Below are 17,155 nucleotides of genomic sequence, written 5' to 3'. Positions count from 1 at the left end.
TTACATGAAGCTTGTCATCCACAGCAAAAATATTGAAATCACCGATGCAATTCGTGAGTATGTACATCAAAAGATTGAAAAATCAGTTAGTCACTTTCAGAGCATTACAAATGAAGTGGATGTGCATCTTAGCGTAGCCCGTAATCCCCGAATTAATACTAGACAAGCGGCTGAAGTAACTATTTATGCTAATGGTAGCGTTATCCGTGCTGAGGAAAGCAGCGAAAACCTCTATGCCAGCATTGACTTAGTTGCAGATAAAATTGCTCGTCAACTGCGGAAATATAAAGAACGGCGTCAAGACCAGAAAACTCAGGTGCAACCAACAGAAGTTGTTGTTGCAGAGTCGGTAGTCACGGATTTAATTGGCGATCGCACCCCGGAATTGCCCAACGAAGTGGTTCGCACCAAATATTTTTCCATGCCGCCGATGACCCTTACAGAAGCCTTAGAACAACTGCAACTCGTGGGACACGACTTTTATATGTTCCGCAATTCTGAAACTGGAGAGATTAATGTAATTTACGAACGCAACCACGGCGGTTATGGTGTGATCCATCCCCGCAATAGTAACGGCCATACTAACGGCAAGAATGGCAAGTCAACCCACGCTAATATTGTCATGCCGGAAAAGTCGCACTCGAATAAATAGGGAGTAGGGAGTAGGGAGTAGGGAGTAGGGAGTGGAGAGATAGGGTAAAAATAACTCCTAACTCCTAACTCCTAACTCCTACTTAGCCGCAAGTTGTTGCAAAGTTTTCAGCGCTTCCTCAACATGACCTTTAAAGTTAAACATTGAATCAAACACGTATTGCACAACTCCCTGTTGGTCAATGACGTAAGTAACGCGACCAGGGAACAAGCCAAAAGCCGCTGTTGCGCCATATAGCTTCCGCACTTGGTCGCCTTTGTCAGTTAATAAGGTAAAAGGTAGATTGTATTTCGCAGCAAATCGTTGGTGAGATTCGCTGGAGTCAGCACTCACGCCGACAACTTCAGCACCAGTGGTTTTGAACACTTCATACTGATCGCGAAAGGCGCAAGATTCAGCCGTACATCCGGGTGTGTCATCCTTGGGGTAAAAATATAGGACAACAGCTTTTTTGCCGCGAAAATCTTGGAGGCTAATTGTTGAGCCGTTTTGGGCAGGTAAAGTGAAATTAGGAGCGGTATCTCCAACTTTGATTGGCATAGCGAGTGTTGGTAATGACTTAATAAAATTTTACCTTGTATCCAAGTCTATAAATTTTGCTTGATTACCTGCATCAAGCGGGGTAGTTTAGATACTCATCTAACATAAAATTCCGCTTATGCGCCTGACTTCACTGGATGTTTTTCGCGGCATTACCATCGCCGGAATGATTCTCGTCAATATGGCGGGAGTTGCAGATAATGTATATCCTCCCTTAGCCCATGCCGATTGGCACGGTTGCACACCAACTGACTTGGTATTTCCCTTCTTTCTGTTCATTGTCGGTGTAGCGATGACTTTCTCGCTGTCAAAGTATACCGAAGGTAATAAAAAACCAACCTCAGCTGTTTACTGGCGCATCTTACGCCGCGCCGCCATTCTCTTTGCCTTGGGATTGCTACTAAATGGCTTTTGGAATCAAGGTGTTTGGACTTTTGATTTGAGTAGTATCCGCATTATGGGAGTCTTGCAACGCATCAGCCTTACCTATCTGCTGGCTTCCGTAGCTGTTCTCAACCTGCCGCGTAAAGGTCAATGGATACTTGCAGCAGTATTACTCATTGGCTACTGGCTAACGATGATGTATGTACCAGTACCAGAATATGGTGCGGGAGTTCTGGCGCGGGAAGGTAACTTTGGCGCTTATATTGACCGCCTGATTATTGCCAAAGCACATTTATACAAAGGTGATGGTTTCAACTTTATGGGAGATCCAGAGGGACTTTTCGGTACTATTCCGGCGATCGTAAGCGTCCTCGCTGGCTACTTCACTGGACAATGGATACGCAGCCAACCTGTACAGTCACGTACAAGTATAGGTTTAGGATTATTTGGACTTGGTTGCTTAATTATCGGTTGGGTGTGGGGGTGGACATTCCCCATCAACAAAAAGCTGTGGACAAGTTCTTATGTAGTCTTCACCAGTGGTTGGGCGTTACTTTTGCTAGCAGCTTGTTATGAACTCATCGAAGTCCGGCTGAATCGTCGCTGGAGTAAACCTTTTGAAATTATGGGCTTAAATGCGATCGCACTTTTCGTTCCATCGGTTTTGTTGATTAAAATCTTAGTGAAAACCACTATCGGCACAGGCAAAGATGCTCCCAGTACCTACAATTGGATTTACCAGAATTATTTCGTATCTTGGGCGGGGGCGCTGAATGGTTCCCTGTTGTTTGCCATAGTCACCGTGTTATTGTGGTGGGTTGTTGGTGTTCTGATGTATCGACAACGGTGGTTTCTCAAAGTGTAATGCGAGAATATGTCATTGCGAGTGAAACGACGCGATCGCAAGGTTTTTTTGGGGCTTGTTTCCCTAAATAGCGAAAATGCTGAGAACGAACGATCGCAATGATAGCTATTTGAGCGGACATTATATAAACTCTGCGTTTTTCTGTAAAACGCAAATATGCAAAGTTTTTATTTGCGTAATCAGCTGTTGCGCTTTACGTTTAGTGTTATATAGGTTACAACAGGTATTAAGTAATCAATTTTTAACACTCAAGGAACAAAGACGATTGCAGCGTTATCTATACAGTTGGTTCGCTCATTTCCGTTCTTCTTAGGGAACTGATCCAAGTTCTGATGTCTGACAACAAGCCGCTTCTAAAATTCCGAATAAAGAAGCGTCTACAAACTTCTGTGTGTGTTGAAAATTCTTACTTATTCTAATTCACTAAATTAATCCATAGAAAAATTGTGAGGTAATGAATGCATCGCATAAAATTTTGGGTATTTTTGCCGATTACCCTAATATTCGGCTGCTCAAATCAACTGTTGCAATCTAACCCATCTGTGGCAAACTCTAACCCAGCTGTAGTTCAACCAGCCAGTCCGACTTTATTAGCAAAGGCGAGTTACCTTTCACCGTTGGAACAACAGGTAATTGTTGAAACAAATAAGGTACGAACAAATCCCAAAGCATACCTCCCGATTATGGAAAACTATAGAAAGCGCTTTGAGGGGAACCGAGTCAAAATTTCTAATAATAGCTATTTGCGAACTCAAGAAGGAGTCAAAGCAGTCAATGAGGCGATCGCATTTTTGAAATCTGCACGTCCTGTAGGAGCGTTGAATGCCTCTAAAGGTATGTCTTTAGCAGCAAAAGACCACGTTAAAGACCAAGGCCCAAAAGGTGTCACAGGTCATGATGGTAGCGATGGTAGCAACCCCTTTACTCGCATCAACCGCTATGGTAGATGGCAAACAACCGCAGGCGAAAATATCAGTTATGGCCCAAACACCGCCCAAGATATCGTCATGCAGTTAATTATTGATGATGGTGTGCGCGATCGCGGTCATAGAAAAAACATTTTTAACGGTGCTTTTAAAGTGTCTGGTGTTGCTTATGGAACTCACAAATCATATAGAACAATTTGTGTAATTGACTACGCTGGGGGGTATAGGGAAAAATAATTTTTTGTTAGTGTAGCCATATCGGGTTTGTCGCCCCAATAAATTTTCGTTGACGCGGGGAAATTCTGAAGCTACATCGTCCAACATTTCCTCACGCACTGTCCCCGTGTTGAGATTAAACCGCCAGCGATGCAAGCGCGGGATATTTCCTTCTGGGTCGGGTTGCGAATCATCAGAACTCAAAACAGTAGTAGAACTCATGCGACAGGCAATAAGCACCACTTCATCTCCGTCTTCGTAAGCGTTGAGGGTATGGAAGACGTAGCAAGAGGGACTTTCAAACCAGCGGATATTACTGTTGTCACCGTGACGTGGTAGAATGGCAAAACGACTTGGGCGATCGCGCTCAAACATCATTACAGGTTCTCCCCGTAGCTTTAGTACTAAGAAGAACAGGGTGTGAGTATTGCCAATCCTTATACGTATATTATTGAAGACAGCGGCAGAAAAGTTATTGATCCTGAGCAGTTAAAATTTAAAGAAATAGTTGACCCCTATGGATTGATGAATCCCGGTAAAAGCAAGGTTCTTCAATTCCAAATTCAAAATTAGCAAACTACAGAAACACATATCAGAACTTTCTGTGTATATTTGTGTAACCTGCCTCCAAAAAGCTAGCTACTAGGCGTCTATAATTTGTGTTTTGATTTCAAAATCCGTGGGGATAACCCAAAATCCAACATCCCAAAATCGCCCATGATTGAAATTGACGGTTCCTACGGAGAGGGAGGCGGACAAGTTCTTCGCACTTCCTTAAGTCTAGCGGCCATCACTGGCGAACCCATACGAATTACAGGCATTCGCGCCGGACGCAAAAAGCCAGGATTAGCAGCACAACATTTAACAGCCGTTCGGGCTGCGGCGAGAATTTGTAATGCCCAACTACGGGGTGATGCTTTGGGTTCAATGCTGCTGGAATTCATCCCAGGTAGTGCAGTGCAAGCTGGAATTTATACCTTTGATGTTAGTAAAGCACAACAAGGTGGTTCTGCGGGTGCGATCGCTCTAGTTTTACAGACAATTCTCTTACCTCTGGCACTAGCATCCGGCAATTCCCAGGTAACACTAAAGGGTGGAACTCATGTAAACTTTAGCCCGACAGTGACGTATATTGAGCAAGTTTATTTGCCGATATTGCAACGCATGGGTGTAGAGGCCCAAGTAAAGTTAGGCGCTTGGGGGTGGTTTCCCCAAGGTGGGGGAGAGGTAGAGTTGCAGGTGAGTGGTGGTAGTCAACTCGGCGGCATCAACTTGCTGGAACGTGGAGATTTACAACAGGTGCGAGGACTCGCAGTGGTGACGGAATTGCCTTCCCATATTCCGCAACGAATGGCAAATCGTGCCGAAAATTTGTTACGGTCAGCCCATTTGAAAGTTCGTGTACAGACTTTGCGAGAAAAAGGTGTGGCACCGGGGGCGGGTATTTTTTTAACTGCTGAGTATCAGAACAGCTTGACTGGCTTTGGTGGGTTTGGGCGATTACGCATGTCGGCGGAGACAGTTGCAGAGATGGCTTGTCAGCAACTACTTGAGTTTCATCAAACCGGTGCAGCAGTGGATGAACATTTAGCAGATCAGTTATTATTGCCAGCTGCTTTAGCTTCACAGGAAAGTCAATACCGGGTGGCTGAGGTGAGTAGACATTTGACGACGAATGCAGCGGTAATTGAACAGTTTGGGCTAGCGCAAATAACGGTAGATGAAGCTGAGAAAATAGTGTCAGTGATTCCTCTAATTGGTGGATGAGATTAAAGACTAAACACTTTCTTAAGAGTCTTAATTTTTATAGTATCAATGCCACATTCAAGTTTGGAGATAGGATTTAAGCTTTTCCACTTCCCGCAGTCTATAGGACTCATATCTGATTTTTGAACAAGATTTCAGATAAAACCCTTATAAAATCGGCTTTTCAGCCTCAGTATGTTTTCTTCAATCCAATCGGAGTCCTATATGAAGCGTTTTGTTTATCTTCGTGAGTTCTTATGATGTATAAATAATCTCAGGCTTTTTGTTTTAAAATAACAAAAAACCAGGCTACAAAACCCCGCAGTTATTTAGTACAAATACCGAGACTATTTAATAATATATTGAGTTATTTTTGTAGTATATTTTTACAGCGATAAAATTACTTATATATGTCAACTACAAAGAAAAATAGCAAAAAAAAGATAATTCTTCAAGTTTGGAATCTAGAAAATGATGATTGGGATAATTCTTTAGATATTTATGAATGTGGATTTTCAACTAGAAAATCATGGATTGATAATGAAGACAATTGGGGGCTAGCTTTGTGTATTGTAAAAGGAAAGCTCAAGTCGTACCAAAATAATAGATTTTTTAATTATAATCAACTTCCTCAAACAGATAAAATTATTACTATACTTTGGCAAAAATTTTATATCCAAAATACAGAGATTTATGGGAATGATAATTACAAGATTTATTATGTTACGGGAGAGAAGAGAGCTAATATTTTTAAAGAAAAGCCTATTATTTTAGATACAATTCCAAATTTTAATATCTTTGAACGTAAATATATGAGGACTGGGATGACTAATATAGCAAATGATGAAACAGATGTAGCAAAAGAGCTATTAAGATTAAGTGATGAGTTAAAATTTTATCCTGGCTTTTAAGTTTTAAATTTATTTAAATAATTTTAATAACACAGTCCTCCAGGGCAAACGCATCTAAATTACTCTTGATCGCAACCAAGGTTAAGAACCAACGACAAAATAAGTATTTCTCGTTTAGTAGCGATTTTAGAAGCGCGGAGTAAATTTGCCTACGAATTACGTTAGCGTTCGCGGAGCGTCTCGTAGAGAAGCGGTAGCGATTCTTCTCCCAAAGGGAGACGCCAAAGGCGAACGAGCGTCATTACAAATTACGAATTACGAATTAGTTAAACTCCTTTCTTCTCTTGCCGTTCTTTGAGTTTCAGCATAATTTCTGCGTGCATCTCGCGGGTAATTGGGTAAAAATACGTTAAAACTAAGCCAAGAATCAAACAAACTGTAGGTATAGGGCCAACGGCAATACGAATAGCCAACAGTGCCGATTCCGGTTGGATGGGTAGTGGACTTCCGGCTAAAGATGCTTTGAAACCCGATGCTTGTAAAGTATTTCCTACTAAAAACAGCCCGAAAGCTAAACCAAATTTTTGTAGCAAAACCATGAAGCCATAAAAAATGCCTTCTCTGCGTTGTCCGGTTTGGAGTTCATCTAATTCAATCACATCTGGAATCATCGACCAGGGAATTAGATAAGCTGTGGATACGCCAACACCCGCCATCACAGCCATCACATACATCAAAACTATTTGACCGGGCTGTAAAAAAAATAGTCCGGCAGCAGCTATAATCCACAAACTCATTCCCAGAAAATAAACAACTTTTTTCCCAACTTTTTTACTCAGCGCCCCCCAGACAAATAGCATCAGTAGGGCGGTTCCTTGGACTGCAATCAGCAGTGTGGGCACATCTGATTCTTTAAGACCCATACAATAGACTACAAAATAGGGAATGATGCTGGCTGTAATCTGCACACCTAGCCAAGAAAAAAGATATATACCAATAACAAATAGAAAAGGTCGGTTGCTAAAGACAATTTTTAGCTGTTCCAAGAAGGGGAGAGATGCAGGTTCCTCGGCTAGGATGCGTTTGGCCTCAAAAGCCCGGATGCGATCGCGGACTCCAAAAACGCACCAATATAATCCTAAAATCGAAATTACCGTACAAATTGCTGCTAAAACGAGATATCGTTGTTGGCGATCGGTAATTTGGGAAAAAACAATTTGCGCTAAAATCAACGACAGAATGCTACCACCAATGGAAAATGTAAATCGAAAGGTGTTTAGGCTGGTGCGTTCGTCGTAATCTTGAGTTAGTTCTGGAGTCATTGCCGTATAAGGCAAATTCACAACTGTGAAAAAGGACTGAGATAGCACCCCAATAATTACGTAATACCAGAATAACGGCCAAACATTATCACTCTGATTTGCACTAAATTGCGGTACAATCCACTGCAAGAAAAAGAAAATTCCAAAGGGAATTGCTCCATAAAACATCCAAGGAAGACGACGACCCCAGCGACGAGATTTCGTTTTATCACTCAGGAACCCAATAAGCGGATCGTTTACCCCATCCCAGATTTTACTAATCATCAAAATGCTGCCAGCTAAACCCGCAGGGATACCAGCGATATTGGTAAAGAAGAACAGCAGATAAAAGACGGAGATATTTGCAGTAATTGCTGGGCCTAAATCCCCTGCACCGTAAGCCAGCTTTGTTTTTAAATCGAGTTTTTCACTGAGAATATCTCGTTGGGCATCGCCATCAGTAGCAGAATCATTCATAAAACTTTGCACTCATACTAAAATAAAAAATCTGCGTAGGCGTGGGCCGTCGTAGACATCGCCTTCAATACTAGCTATCTACCACTCCCGTTAGACTTATGCCAGACCTTTATGTTTCTTGGTCAGATTATCACCAAAAAATTGAACAACTGGCTATTCAGATTTATCAATCCAGTTGGGAATTCAACCAGATTATCTGTCTTGCTAGAGGAGGACTACGAGTTGGAGATATTCTTTCCCGGATATACCAGCAACCAATGGCAATTTTAGCAACCTCATCTTACAGTGGCGCTGGAAAGCAAGAAAGAAGTAATTTAATTTTCTCCCGCCACTTGACAATGACCGCCGAAAAGCTAGGTTCGCGCATTCTCCTAGTAGATGACTTAGTAGACTCTGGGATCACACTGGAACAGACTATACCTTGGCTCAAGCAAAATATTGATTTTCCAATTGAGGAAATTCGCACCGCCGTTCTTTGGTATAAAGCTTGTTCAGTTATAGCACCCGATTATTATGTTGATTATCTGCCTAACAACCCCTGGATTCACCAACCCTTTGAACACTACGAGCAGATGAACCCCGCCGAACTTGCGGCTAAAGTTAGTCAAGTGTGTTAAAAATACATAGACTCATATTCACCAGCTTCTAGCTGTTCTCCACTTTTGCTAAAGTACACATCGTAACCTCTAAACAGTCTGTATTCTGTTTTAGGAGCATGGTTTTCTTTGAGATGTACTCTTGTTCTTCAGGCGTGAGTAGATGCCGTCTTGAATATCAGATGTTGAGGAAAGGGATAGCTTTTTGCTCATGATCATGGAACGGAGCTTTCTGATCTAAATTTTTTGTGATTTCTATCTATGGAAGAAACAGTCCACGACAACTTTTTCAAGAACTTTACTGTAGTAACAGCAACTATATCCGCAGCAGATTATCTTCCTGAAACGTCAGGTATTTATGCTTTCTATCATGCATTTGATTTTTTAGAAAATAAATTATCTGACCATATAGATACTCGTATTAAAAATACGGTATTTAAAACAAAGTTTTCTGAGGAAGATAATAGAAGTAAGTTTATTGTCAATACTTGTGGAGAGTCAGTTGGTTTGTCTAAAAAAATGGATCAATTTCTCAAAGCTGTTTCTCAACCTAAAGAACGAAGAATTTTAAAAAATCTCCTAATCTCATGTAGCATTCTCCAGCGTCCAGATTATATTGGCACTGCAAACAACTTAAGAGATAGATTTATTCAGCATTTGGAGCGAGATGATGGGTTTTTCTCAAAGTACGCAAACTTAAGATCCAATGATGAGTTTTTATTCGTTTGTTTCCCTTGCCCAAAGAATATTTCTGGAGAGTTGGAAAGCTTGTTGATTCAACTATGTCAGCCTAAGTTTAATACACAGAGGAGTTAGAAAATGGAATTAGATAATCAGTCTCCAGAGACTATTGAATATAAGGCAATTACTGGTATATTTGGTAATGTTAGGTACTTTATAACAACTCTTGATCACAGTGATGCAGTTGAAAATATTAGATTTGCTGATGAAATTCAAGGCAGTTGGAGCTTCTCTGAACGAGTTCAGCGAAAAAGTGAGCGTAATAAAGCTCTAGATGATTATTATGAGTCTCATCCTAAACTTACTGAAATAGGCACAAAAGCATTGCTTAAGTGGTTTTTTACTGAACTTCAGCCATTCAAGGATTGGGTATCACAGATTAGCTACGTAGGTATAAATCTTCCTATTCAACCGGAGCAACCTCGATTAAGTGCAAGTCAAAAAGCAAGTATAAAGAAATTACGAGATTCCAGCGTTCTTTATACTCTTCTAGGACAAAAAATTCTTTTTTTCGCTGTTTCAAGATTCTTGCTTGGAAAGTTAAGAGTAGAGTACCATATTCCAGCGATTCTTGATGCCGTATCGCTTAGTATTACTAAAATGGATAGAGATGGCTTTTTTAGCCGAGATCAATCTCATTGGTCTCATGTTCTAGTGGAGTCAAATGAAAACCTAACCATAATCACTAAAGGATCTGGATTTGAGAAATGTATAGAACTTGTCAGAATGATATTCTCTAATTCTTCTGAAGGCGTGAGAGATTTGATAAAACGTACTCAAAAAGATGTCAGTAGTGAGGTTAACTGGAATGAAGCTTCGATTTCAACTTGGAGAAAAGATTTTCATGTGATATTACCTAAAGTTGATTTTATTGATGAGCAGATAAAGGAATCTTCTGAATCAGATGACTCCTTTGCTGAAGTTCGAGATTTACTTGACTCTTCGGAAGAGGACGAAGAGGAATCTGATGAAATTGAAGATGATGAGGATATTTTTAAAGAAACTGAGGAGCTAAAAGACTAAATGTAGTTACCTGTAATACTACTAGCTAAAATGATTTAAGTTTTTGATATCTCCCCAAACTTAGGACTCCACCACCCATTTTGTGTACTGAAATAAGCCACATCTTTATGTTTAGTATCCTGACGCGATCGCGGGTCAGAACATCGCAACATTGTCTTACTCTGCCCATCTTTGATATAACTGTACTCCTCTAGAGGTTTCTTACATACCGGACAGGGATATGCCGTAACCTTGATAGGAGGTTTTTGTTGATTCTCAGCTTGGACTGCTTTCGTTTGTGGTGGCTGCCAAGTTTTATTAAAGTCGCTCCAAAACAACACTACATTTTCACATCCTGTTGTGCATTTGAGGAAATATTTCTTTTTAACCTTAGTACTCGGAATTTTTGCGAGGAAATTTTTGCATTCAGGGCATCGAGTCTTGGAAGTTTCATATTTGCGCTCGCTTATCACATTAGCTTTACCTGTTGAGCAACTTGCAACTACAGTTTTAGCTTTGGAAAGCGCTGGTACAAAATAATTCTGATTCCAACTAGTTAAATAATGCTGCCAAGAGTTTTTTCCTTCAGAAATTGCATCAAGAGCATCCTCCATTTTCGCTGTGAATTCCGCCTCTAATAAATCTGGCAGTGCTTTGAGCAAAAATGCATCAACTTCTAACCCTAACGCTGTCGGTTGCAGATGGTCTTTTTTCAACTCCACATAATTGCGTTTTTTTAAAGTAGCAACAGTAGGAGCATAAGTACTTGGGCGACCAATTCCTTTACGTTCCATCAGTTGCACTAATTTTGGTTCACTATAACGGGGTGGTGGCTGAGTCTGCTTTTGCTCATGTCCAGCATTCTCCAGTTTCAATGCTTGTCCCTGTTGTAATGAAGGTAAAACACTATCCTTGCTGAGATTGTTCCAGTACCGGGCATAACCGTAAAATTCAATCACTTGCCCTCTAGCTGACCACAGTAAGGAACCAGACTGACTAATCACCAAAGTTTTACGCAATTGGGCAGCACGACACTGAGAGGCAATTGACCGTTTCCAGATCATCACATACAGATTAAACTGATCATCAGGAAGTTCTAAGCGCAATTGAACTGAGGGACGAAATACATCCGTTGGACGAATCGCCTCATGTGCTTCTTGAGCCGATTTGCTACTACGATGCTTGGCGACTTGCTGCGGTACATTCTGCGGATCGTTTTGCTCCAACCATTTACGGGCGCTGGCACAAAATTCTGGACTCAGCATTACTGAGTCTGTTCGCATATATGTAATTAACCCTGCCTCATAAAGCTTTTGGGCAACAACCATAGTTTTGTCAGGAGCAAACCTCAGCTTTGAACCGGCTGCTTGCTGAAGGCTGGAAGTTGTAAATGGTGGCGGTGGCTGGCGGTTAACGATTTTTCCTTCAAAATGAATCAGCTGATGAGGATGTCGCTGTGCTTCTTCAACTAAACGTGTAGCCTCTGCTTCCGAAAGAACACGCTTAGACTCCGGTGTTTCTGTACTATTACCTACCTTCGCATCATCGTGAGTTTCAGTTTCTTGGTCTGGTGCATCTTTTGCAGAATCGACCGTCCCTTTGTAAAAAGCCCGAAATCCTTCAGCATAATCTACCCAGACACTCCAGTAATCTTGGGGGACAAAAGCCAGAATTTCGTTTTCTCGCTGACAAATTAGGTGCAATGTCGCGCTTTGGACTCTGCCAACACTCTTAGCGCCGTTATTCAATGCCCAAACTAAAGGGCTACCCTTATAACCTACCAACTTATCTAGACAATCTCGGCATAGCCCAGCACCGATTAAGTTTTGGTCTAGCTTTCTAGGATTAGCGATCGCACTTTGCACCGCCGATGCTGTAATCTCAGTATAAATTACTCGTTTCGGTTCTCTTAAACCCAGCGTTTCTTTGAGATGCCAAGCGATCGTCTCCCCTTCCCGATCTGGGTCAGTTGCTAAAATAACTTCATCAACCTGCCTCACCGCAGACTTGAGCTTCTGGATTATTTCTTTCGCTCGTTGGTCACGCGGGACGTAATTGCACCGGACATTATTGCCGTCCATGACAAAGCCCAAGGAATCGTCGCCTTCATTGCTGAGTTCTCGGATGTGACCACAACTAGCGAGAACTTTCCAATCTGAACCCAGAATTTGACTGAGTTTTTTGACTTTTCCGGGAGACTCGACCACAAGGAGGCGTTTGATCATAGCAACTGCATTCTTGGTTCTGAGTAATAAACTGGCAATTGCAATTAGCGATCGCCTATTCTCGTTATGTAGATTTTCTAGAATACTGTACCAAAAAGCTTTGGAAATTGCTGAAATCTGAAGTAATTTTCTTGTACCTAAACCTTTGCTTCACTTAATGGTGCAATTCCGTATATCGGAAATTTGAATCATCTAATCAACTCTCATGCCTAGAAGAAAGGTAAAGTCTCGTGGATATTCACCGAGAAAAGTTAATGCTAGGGAAGTTAAGCAGAGATTCTTAATCGGATGTGAAGGAGCGAAAACCGAACCTAACTACTTTATGAGTTTTCGTGTTCACGCCCACTGAAAACTGGAAGGGCAGATGCTATGACTACACTGTAATTTATATTTGATGAGTCTCCACAGTGAGCGGTAAACCAAATTATCCACGAATTTTAAGGCAAACTGCGATCGCAAACCTGCATTGTAAATGTGCTGGCCGCCTTGTTAATGTGTTGGCTTGCATAAGCTAATCTACTCAATCTCTAACTTTGTTTTAAACTACTCCTGTAAACTGACAATTTTCCGGCTAATTGCTTCTCCAATCTCCATCAGCGTATCTTCCTGCTTGGGAGTAAATTCGTAGGGAAGCAGCTTGGCAATGCCCAAGGTTCCATGCAATTGGCCATTCAGCATAAGTGGCACTGTGATAGAGCCTTTTACCTCGGTTTCTTTTGCCGAGGGTCTGACTACCCCTTGTTCATCAGTTTGCAGGTTGCAAATTTGTACGGGTAGCTTACGTTCGGCGGCGACACCGGCCATTCCTTTGCCGATGGGAATTACCGTCATTTTAGGCAACAGGAATTCTGGAATGCCTTGGTAAGCCTTTAGGTGCAATAACTGACTTTCCCCATCTAGGATATGGATAGTACCTGTAGAGCAGTCGAAAGCAGTTAAGATTTCGACCAGCAAACGATTCCAGTCAATGGCAGATTTTTCGTCAGCCAGGGTATCAAAAATAGGTTGGGTATCTGAAGTCATAGTGGTAATAAGTGGGGTCAAATGAGCAATCGACACTGTTGGCGAAGTGAAAAGTAAAAAAAACAATCCCCATAAATCAATTTAGTTGCTCTGAGAACATTTTTCTTCATTTTGCCTTTTGACAACTCAGGGTGCGTTAGTCTCCGGCATAACACACCCTACTTCAATTACCTTTCCCGCACAATCTTTGAATTAAATTTGTAAATAACCCTCAAGTTGTGGCAAATGTCAAGCAATCATTCCCTTTTGAACGTTATCTGTACTAGTGCGAACTTCATGTATGCGTTCCTCACCAAGATTTTCCGGTAGAAATCCACCTGCCTGCATTTTCCATAACCTGTGGTAAGCGCCGCCGAGTGCTAGCAGTTTGGTGTGGGAACCATCTTCGATAATGCGACCTTTGTCGAACACTAGAATCCGGTCTAGATGGACGATGGTAGATAGTCGATGAGCTACTACGATGACCGTTTTCCCATTCATTGCTAAGTCGAGGGTATCTTGGATCGCTTTTTCGGTGATTGAATCAAGGCTAGAGGTGGCTTCATCCAAAATCAGGATCGGCGCATCTTTGAGAATTACCCGCGCAATCGCAATGCGCTGTCTTTGCCCTCCAGATAACTTAACACCACGTTCGCCCACCAGAGAATTGTAACTATCCTGACTTTGGATGATGAAATCGTGAGCATTAGCCTTTCGCGCCGCCTCGAACACTTCCTCATCGGTTGCATCTAAGCGTCCGTAACGAATATTTTCTAGCAGCGTGCGATGGAACAGAGACGGATCTTGGGGAATCAAGCTAATTTGAGCGTGTAAAGCATCCTGAGTCATGTCTCGAATATCGACCCCATCAATGATAATCTGTCCAGATTGTGGGTCAAACAAACGCAGAATCAGATTGACAAAGCTGGATTTTCCAGAACCAGAGAAGCCCACCAGTCCGACACGCTGTCCCGGTAGGATGGTGACAGAAAGGTTGTTAAAAACTTTCTTCTCATCTGTGTAGTTGAAATTCACGCGGCGAAATTCAATCTTACCTTGGGTAATTGGGTGTGCGATCGCGCGATCGCGATCGACCAACTCGTGGGGTTGAACAATGATGAAAACGCCATTAGCAACATTACCGATATGTTCAAAAAATTCTAGAAAGCGTTTACTTAAATTGCGGGCTTCACTGATGATCAACAACGACAGACTGGTTGCCACAACGAAATCAGCAGTAGCGATCTTCCCTTGACTCCAGAGGGAAAGCGAGTAATACAGGGTGCTAATTTTCAGAATGGCTGCTGAGATGAACTGAAACCAGCGAATTCGCTCCGAATACCAATTGGAATTTCTTACCTCTTTGATTTCGCGGCTTAATTGCTCATTCAAATAGCGTCGTTCAAAACCCAAGCGAGCAAACAATCGGCTGCTGGTGAGATTTGTTACCGCATCTACGATGATGCCAGTTGTCTCACTTCTGGCGGCTGCGGCTTTCCGGGAGTAAATTCGGCAGCGAGTTGCCAACCAGAACGAAATACTAATGAAGAGAACTGCCCATATTCCCACGAGTGCAGCCAGTGGAGGATAGGCGCGATACAGTATTGTCGTGGCGACGGTATACACAACGATTACTGGCATAAATTCAGTAATCATCATTTGCATCGTCTGAGTAACACCCAGAGAAGTTTCGCTAATCCGATGTGCCAATGCCCCGGAAAAACTGCTGCTCATGTAACGATGTGAATGGTGTTGCAAGTAGGCATATAGCGATCGGACGATGTGCTGTCGGTGAATCGGATGGAGGATGGTTTGCAAGAGTCCAGCTGATCGCCCGAATATCACTTCACCCACACTCAAAGCGGTGAACAGCATCAGGGGTTCCCTCATAGCATCAAAAATGGGCTTGCCGTCACCCGTTGATTTTGTCACGCCCCGGATGATCTGGCCAATGGCATAAGGCAACATAATGCCACAGGTTGCGTGTATCACCTCCAGGATCACCATTAACACATACCACCACAGGAACTGGTTAACGAAATACAAAATGAACCTGAATGGAGTTGATGGCAGGTTTGGTGCATCAGCAGCACGTTGAAAGGATTTGGATTGTCTGGCCTTTTTCGTCATGAAAGTTGATCCACTAACATCATTTGAGTTTTTTTGAAAGATGAAAACGGACGACTGTATAAGCCGTCCGGTGGTATTAAGGACTTCTGGCAGCACTCTTTAAAAACTTTTGCTGTTTGGTTATAGCCGACTTACTTACTCGTTTAATTAATAAGCTTTTGGACATTGAATTTGCACATAAGCTAGAAGTAAAACTTTTTTTGTGGCTGGGCAAGATACTACCCAAGATTATGCAAATTAAAAGCTTGATGCGTATCCTTTAGCAAGACTTATAGCAGTTACCAGGTAGATTAGGACATGAACTAATGAGAAAACAAATTACCAAAAGACTTTCAAGCCTGTTCCCTGCTATACATCACTAGATCATAATTTCTGGCGGTGTGATCGCATTATAGATATCAGGCGGTAGTAACGCATCCTGAATATTAATTTTCTTTGGTATTACACCCTCTTGAAAGAACAAATCTGCCACACGCTGTTGTTCTTTGATTAGTGCGGGGCTGAGTCCTCTACGTCCTACGAAAGTACGACGAGACATCACCCTTTCTACCACATCCACATCGAGCTTTTGTTCAGTGATCATCAATTTGGCAACTTCGCCTCGATTTGCCTCTGCCCACTTGTCGAGCTTATTAAGTTCCTCAATGATAATTTTTAGCAAGCCAAGATTTTCTTCGGCAAACTTCCTGTCAGCAATATAGTAGGCACCAGGAGAATCTAGCCCAACAGAATCTTTGAGGACTCGAATTCGACCCATCTTTTGAGCGATCGCATAGTGCGGATCTGATGTCATCCAAACTGGAATTTTACCTTCGAGAAAAGCATCCCGTGCCTCGATAGTCGCCAGATTTTTGATTTTAATATCTTTAACGGTCAAGCCGATTGACTGCAACGCTCTGATAATAAAGTAGTGTGATGCCGAGCCTTTTTGAAAGTAAACTTCTTGACCCTTGATATCCTCAAACTTCTGAAGCGGAGACTCCGGCGGAACGCCAATAACACTACTTTTCCCTGTACTTTGGTTTCTTTGTGTACCGACTACATAAACCAGGTCTGATCCAGCCACTTGGGCAAAAATTGGTGGCGTTTCTCCCACTGATCCCACATCAACTTTTCCCGCGCGCATCCCTTCCATAAGTTGAGGTCCTTGGACAAATTGCGCCCATTCTACCTTAATCCCCATCGGTTCCAAGCGTTTCTCTAAAACTTTCCGATTTCTGAAAAGATCCCCCGCACTCTGATATCCCATGCGGAGAACTTTAGTTTTTATCCCAAGGGAATTTTCACTGGCATTAGTAGTGTTTATTAAAGAAGACTGTTGGCTTTGTTCGCTACAACTTCCTAACAGATATGCCATAGAAAAGCCACATAGCCCTGAAGTAGCAAAATGAAGAAAACGACGGCGTTTAATCATAGCTATTTTATCCATGAGATATTTCTGATTTAAAGAAATTCTGGTTGTCATTTCCAAAAACTCTAGGCGTTGATATGCTTAAATCTC

15 protein-coding genes and 2 pseudogenes are annotated in these 17,155 nt (G+C 42.1%); 9 read left to right on the top strand and 8 right to left on the bottom strand.

Features of this window, described 5'->3' with window-relative positions; all coding sequences use genetic code 11:
- Nucleotides 1-4 precede the first annotated feature (4 nt).
- Nucleotides 5-652, top strand: coding sequence for a ribosome hibernation-promoting factor, HPF/YfiA family (gene hpf / locus V7K30_RS13130; RefSeq protein ID WP_334999732.1), 648 nt, complete (start codon nucleotides 5-7; stop codon nucleotides 650-652).
- A 78-nt stretch (nucleotides 653-730) separates the two neighbouring features.
- Here hpf and V7K30_RS13125 read toward each other — a convergent pair whose 3' ends face one another.
- Complete coding sequence (locus V7K30_RS13125; RefSeq protein ID WP_334999730.1) at nucleotides 731-1,192, bottom strand: peroxiredoxin; 462 nt, start codon at nucleotides 1,190-1,192, stop codon at nucleotides 731-733.
- Between the two features lie 118 nt (nucleotides 1,193-1,310).
- On the opposite strand from V7K30_RS13125, the gene V7K30_RS13120 reads away from it, so the two are divergent.
- Entirely contained in the window at nucleotides 1,311-2,441 is a 1,131-nt protein-coding gene (locus tag V7K30_RS13120) for an acyltransferase family protein (protein ID WP_334999728.1), read from the top strand.
- On the opposite strand, the gene V7K30_RS13115 is transcribed toward V7K30_RS13120, so the two are convergent.
- Nucleotides 2,431-2,562: a hypothetical protein gene (locus V7K30_RS13115; protein WP_334999725.1), complete on the bottom strand. Its 132-nt coding sequence runs from the start codon at nucleotides 2,560-2,562 to the stop codon at nucleotides 2,431-2,433. The genes V7K30_RS13120 and V7K30_RS13115 overlap by 11 nt on opposite strands.
- 337 nt (nucleotides 2,563-2,899) lie before the next feature.
- On the opposite strand from V7K30_RS13115, the gene V7K30_RS13110 reads away from it, so the two are divergent.
- Entirely contained in the window at nucleotides 2,900-3,604 is a 705-nt protein-coding gene (locus tag V7K30_RS13110) for a CAP domain-containing protein (protein ID WP_334999723.1), read from the top strand.
- Here the strand turns inward: V7K30_RS13110 and V7K30_RS13105 are convergent.
- Nucleotides 3,587-3,976: pseudogene (locus tag V7K30_RS13105) on the bottom strand (carotenoid oxygenase family protein); the annotation flags it as partial. The gene V7K30_RS13110 and the pseudogene V7K30_RS13105 sit on opposite strands and share 18 nt — an antisense overlap.
- 15 nt (nucleotides 3,977-3,991) lie before the next feature.
- Here V7K30_RS13105 and V7K30_RS13100 point away from each other — a divergent pair.
- The 3 genes and pseudogenes from V7K30_RS13100 to V7K30_RS13090 form a co-directional block, all read left to right on the top strand.
- Nucleotides 3,992-4,156: pseudogene (locus V7K30_RS13100) on the top strand (FAD-binding protein); the annotation flags it as partial.
- A gap of 144 nt (nucleotides 4,157-4,300) precedes the next feature.
- Entirely contained in the window at nucleotides 4,301-5,350 is a 1,050-nt protein-coding gene (gene rtcA / locus V7K30_RS13095) for an RNA 3'-terminal phosphate cyclase (RefSeq protein ID WP_334999721.1), read from the top strand.
- A 389-nt stretch (nucleotides 5,351-5,739) separates the two neighbouring features.
- Nucleotides 5,740-6,240 (top strand): hypothetical protein, encoded by a 501-nt coding sequence (locus tag V7K30_RS13090; RefSeq protein ID WP_334999720.1) that lies wholly within the window; start codon nucleotides 5,740-5,742, stop codon nucleotides 6,238-6,240.
- Nucleotides 6,241-6,506: 266 nt separating this feature from the next.
- On the opposite strand, the gene V7K30_RS13085 is transcribed toward V7K30_RS13090, so the two are convergent.
- The gene (locus V7K30_RS13085) at nucleotides 6,507-7,958 is read right to left on the bottom strand and encodes an MFS transporter (RefSeq protein WP_334999718.1); all 1,452 of its coding nucleotides are present in this window, start codon (nucleotides 7,956-7,958) and stop codon (nucleotides 6,507-6,509) included.
- A 98-nt stretch (nucleotides 7,959-8,056) separates the two neighbouring features.
- On the opposite strand from V7K30_RS13085, the gene V7K30_RS13080 reads away from it, so the two are divergent.
- The 3 genes from V7K30_RS13080 to V7K30_RS13070 all read left to right on the top strand — a co-directional run bounded on the left by V7K30_RS13080 (nucleotide 8,057) and on the right by V7K30_RS13070 (nucleotide 10,318).
- Nucleotides 8,057-8,575 carry a phosphoribosyltransferase gene (locus V7K30_RS13080; RefSeq protein WP_334999716.1) on the top strand — a complete coding sequence of 173 codons (519 nt, stop codon included), beginning with the start codon at nucleotides 8,057-8,059 and terminating at the stop codon, nucleotides 8,573-8,575.
- Nucleotides 8,576-8,815: 240 nt separating this feature from the next.
- Nucleotides 8,816-9,370: a GIY-YIG nuclease family protein gene (locus tag V7K30_RS13075; protein ID WP_334999714.1), complete on the top strand. Its 555-nt coding sequence runs from the start codon at nucleotides 8,816-8,818 to the stop codon at nucleotides 9,368-9,370.
- 3 nt (nucleotides 9,371-9,373) lie between these two features.
- A complete protein-coding gene (locus V7K30_RS13070) occupies nucleotides 9,374-10,318 on the top strand; it encodes a hypothetical protein (RefSeq protein ID WP_334999712.1) in 945 nt (314 codons plus the stop codon).
- A gap of 35 nt (nucleotides 10,319-10,353) precedes the next feature.
- On the opposite strand, the gene topA is transcribed toward V7K30_RS13070, so the two are convergent.
- The 4 genes from topA to V7K30_RS13050 form a co-directional block, all read right to left on the bottom strand.
- Entirely contained in the window at nucleotides 10,354-12,522 is a 2,169-nt protein-coding gene (gene topA, locus V7K30_RS13065; protein ID WP_334999711.1) for a type I DNA topoisomerase, read from the bottom strand.
- A gap of 543 nt (nucleotides 12,523-13,065) precedes the next feature.
- Entirely contained in the window at nucleotides 13,066-13,545 is a 480-nt protein-coding gene (locus V7K30_RS13060) for a GAF domain-containing protein (RefSeq protein WP_334999710.1), read from the bottom strand.
- Between the two features lie 228 nt (nucleotides 13,546-13,773).
- Nucleotides 13,774-15,654: an ABC transporter ATP-binding protein gene (locus V7K30_RS13055; RefSeq protein ID WP_334999709.1), complete on the bottom strand. Its 1,881-nt coding sequence runs from the start codon at nucleotides 15,652-15,654 to the stop codon at nucleotides 13,774-13,776.
- 358 nt (nucleotides 15,655-16,012) lie between these two features.
- Nucleotides 16,013-17,068, bottom strand: a complete 1,056-nt coding sequence (locus tag V7K30_RS13050) for an aliphatic sulfonate ABC transporter substrate-binding protein (protein WP_442941061.1) — start codon at nucleotides 17,066-17,068, stop codon at nucleotides 16,013-16,015.
- Nucleotides 17,069-17,155 lie beyond the last annotated feature (87 nt).

The organism is Nostoc sp., assembly GCF_036917655.1.
GTDB lineage: Bacteria > Cyanobacteriota > Cyanobacteriia > Cyanobacteriales > Nostocaceae > Nostoc.
This window is presented reverse-complemented; position numbering and strand designations above follow the sequence as displayed.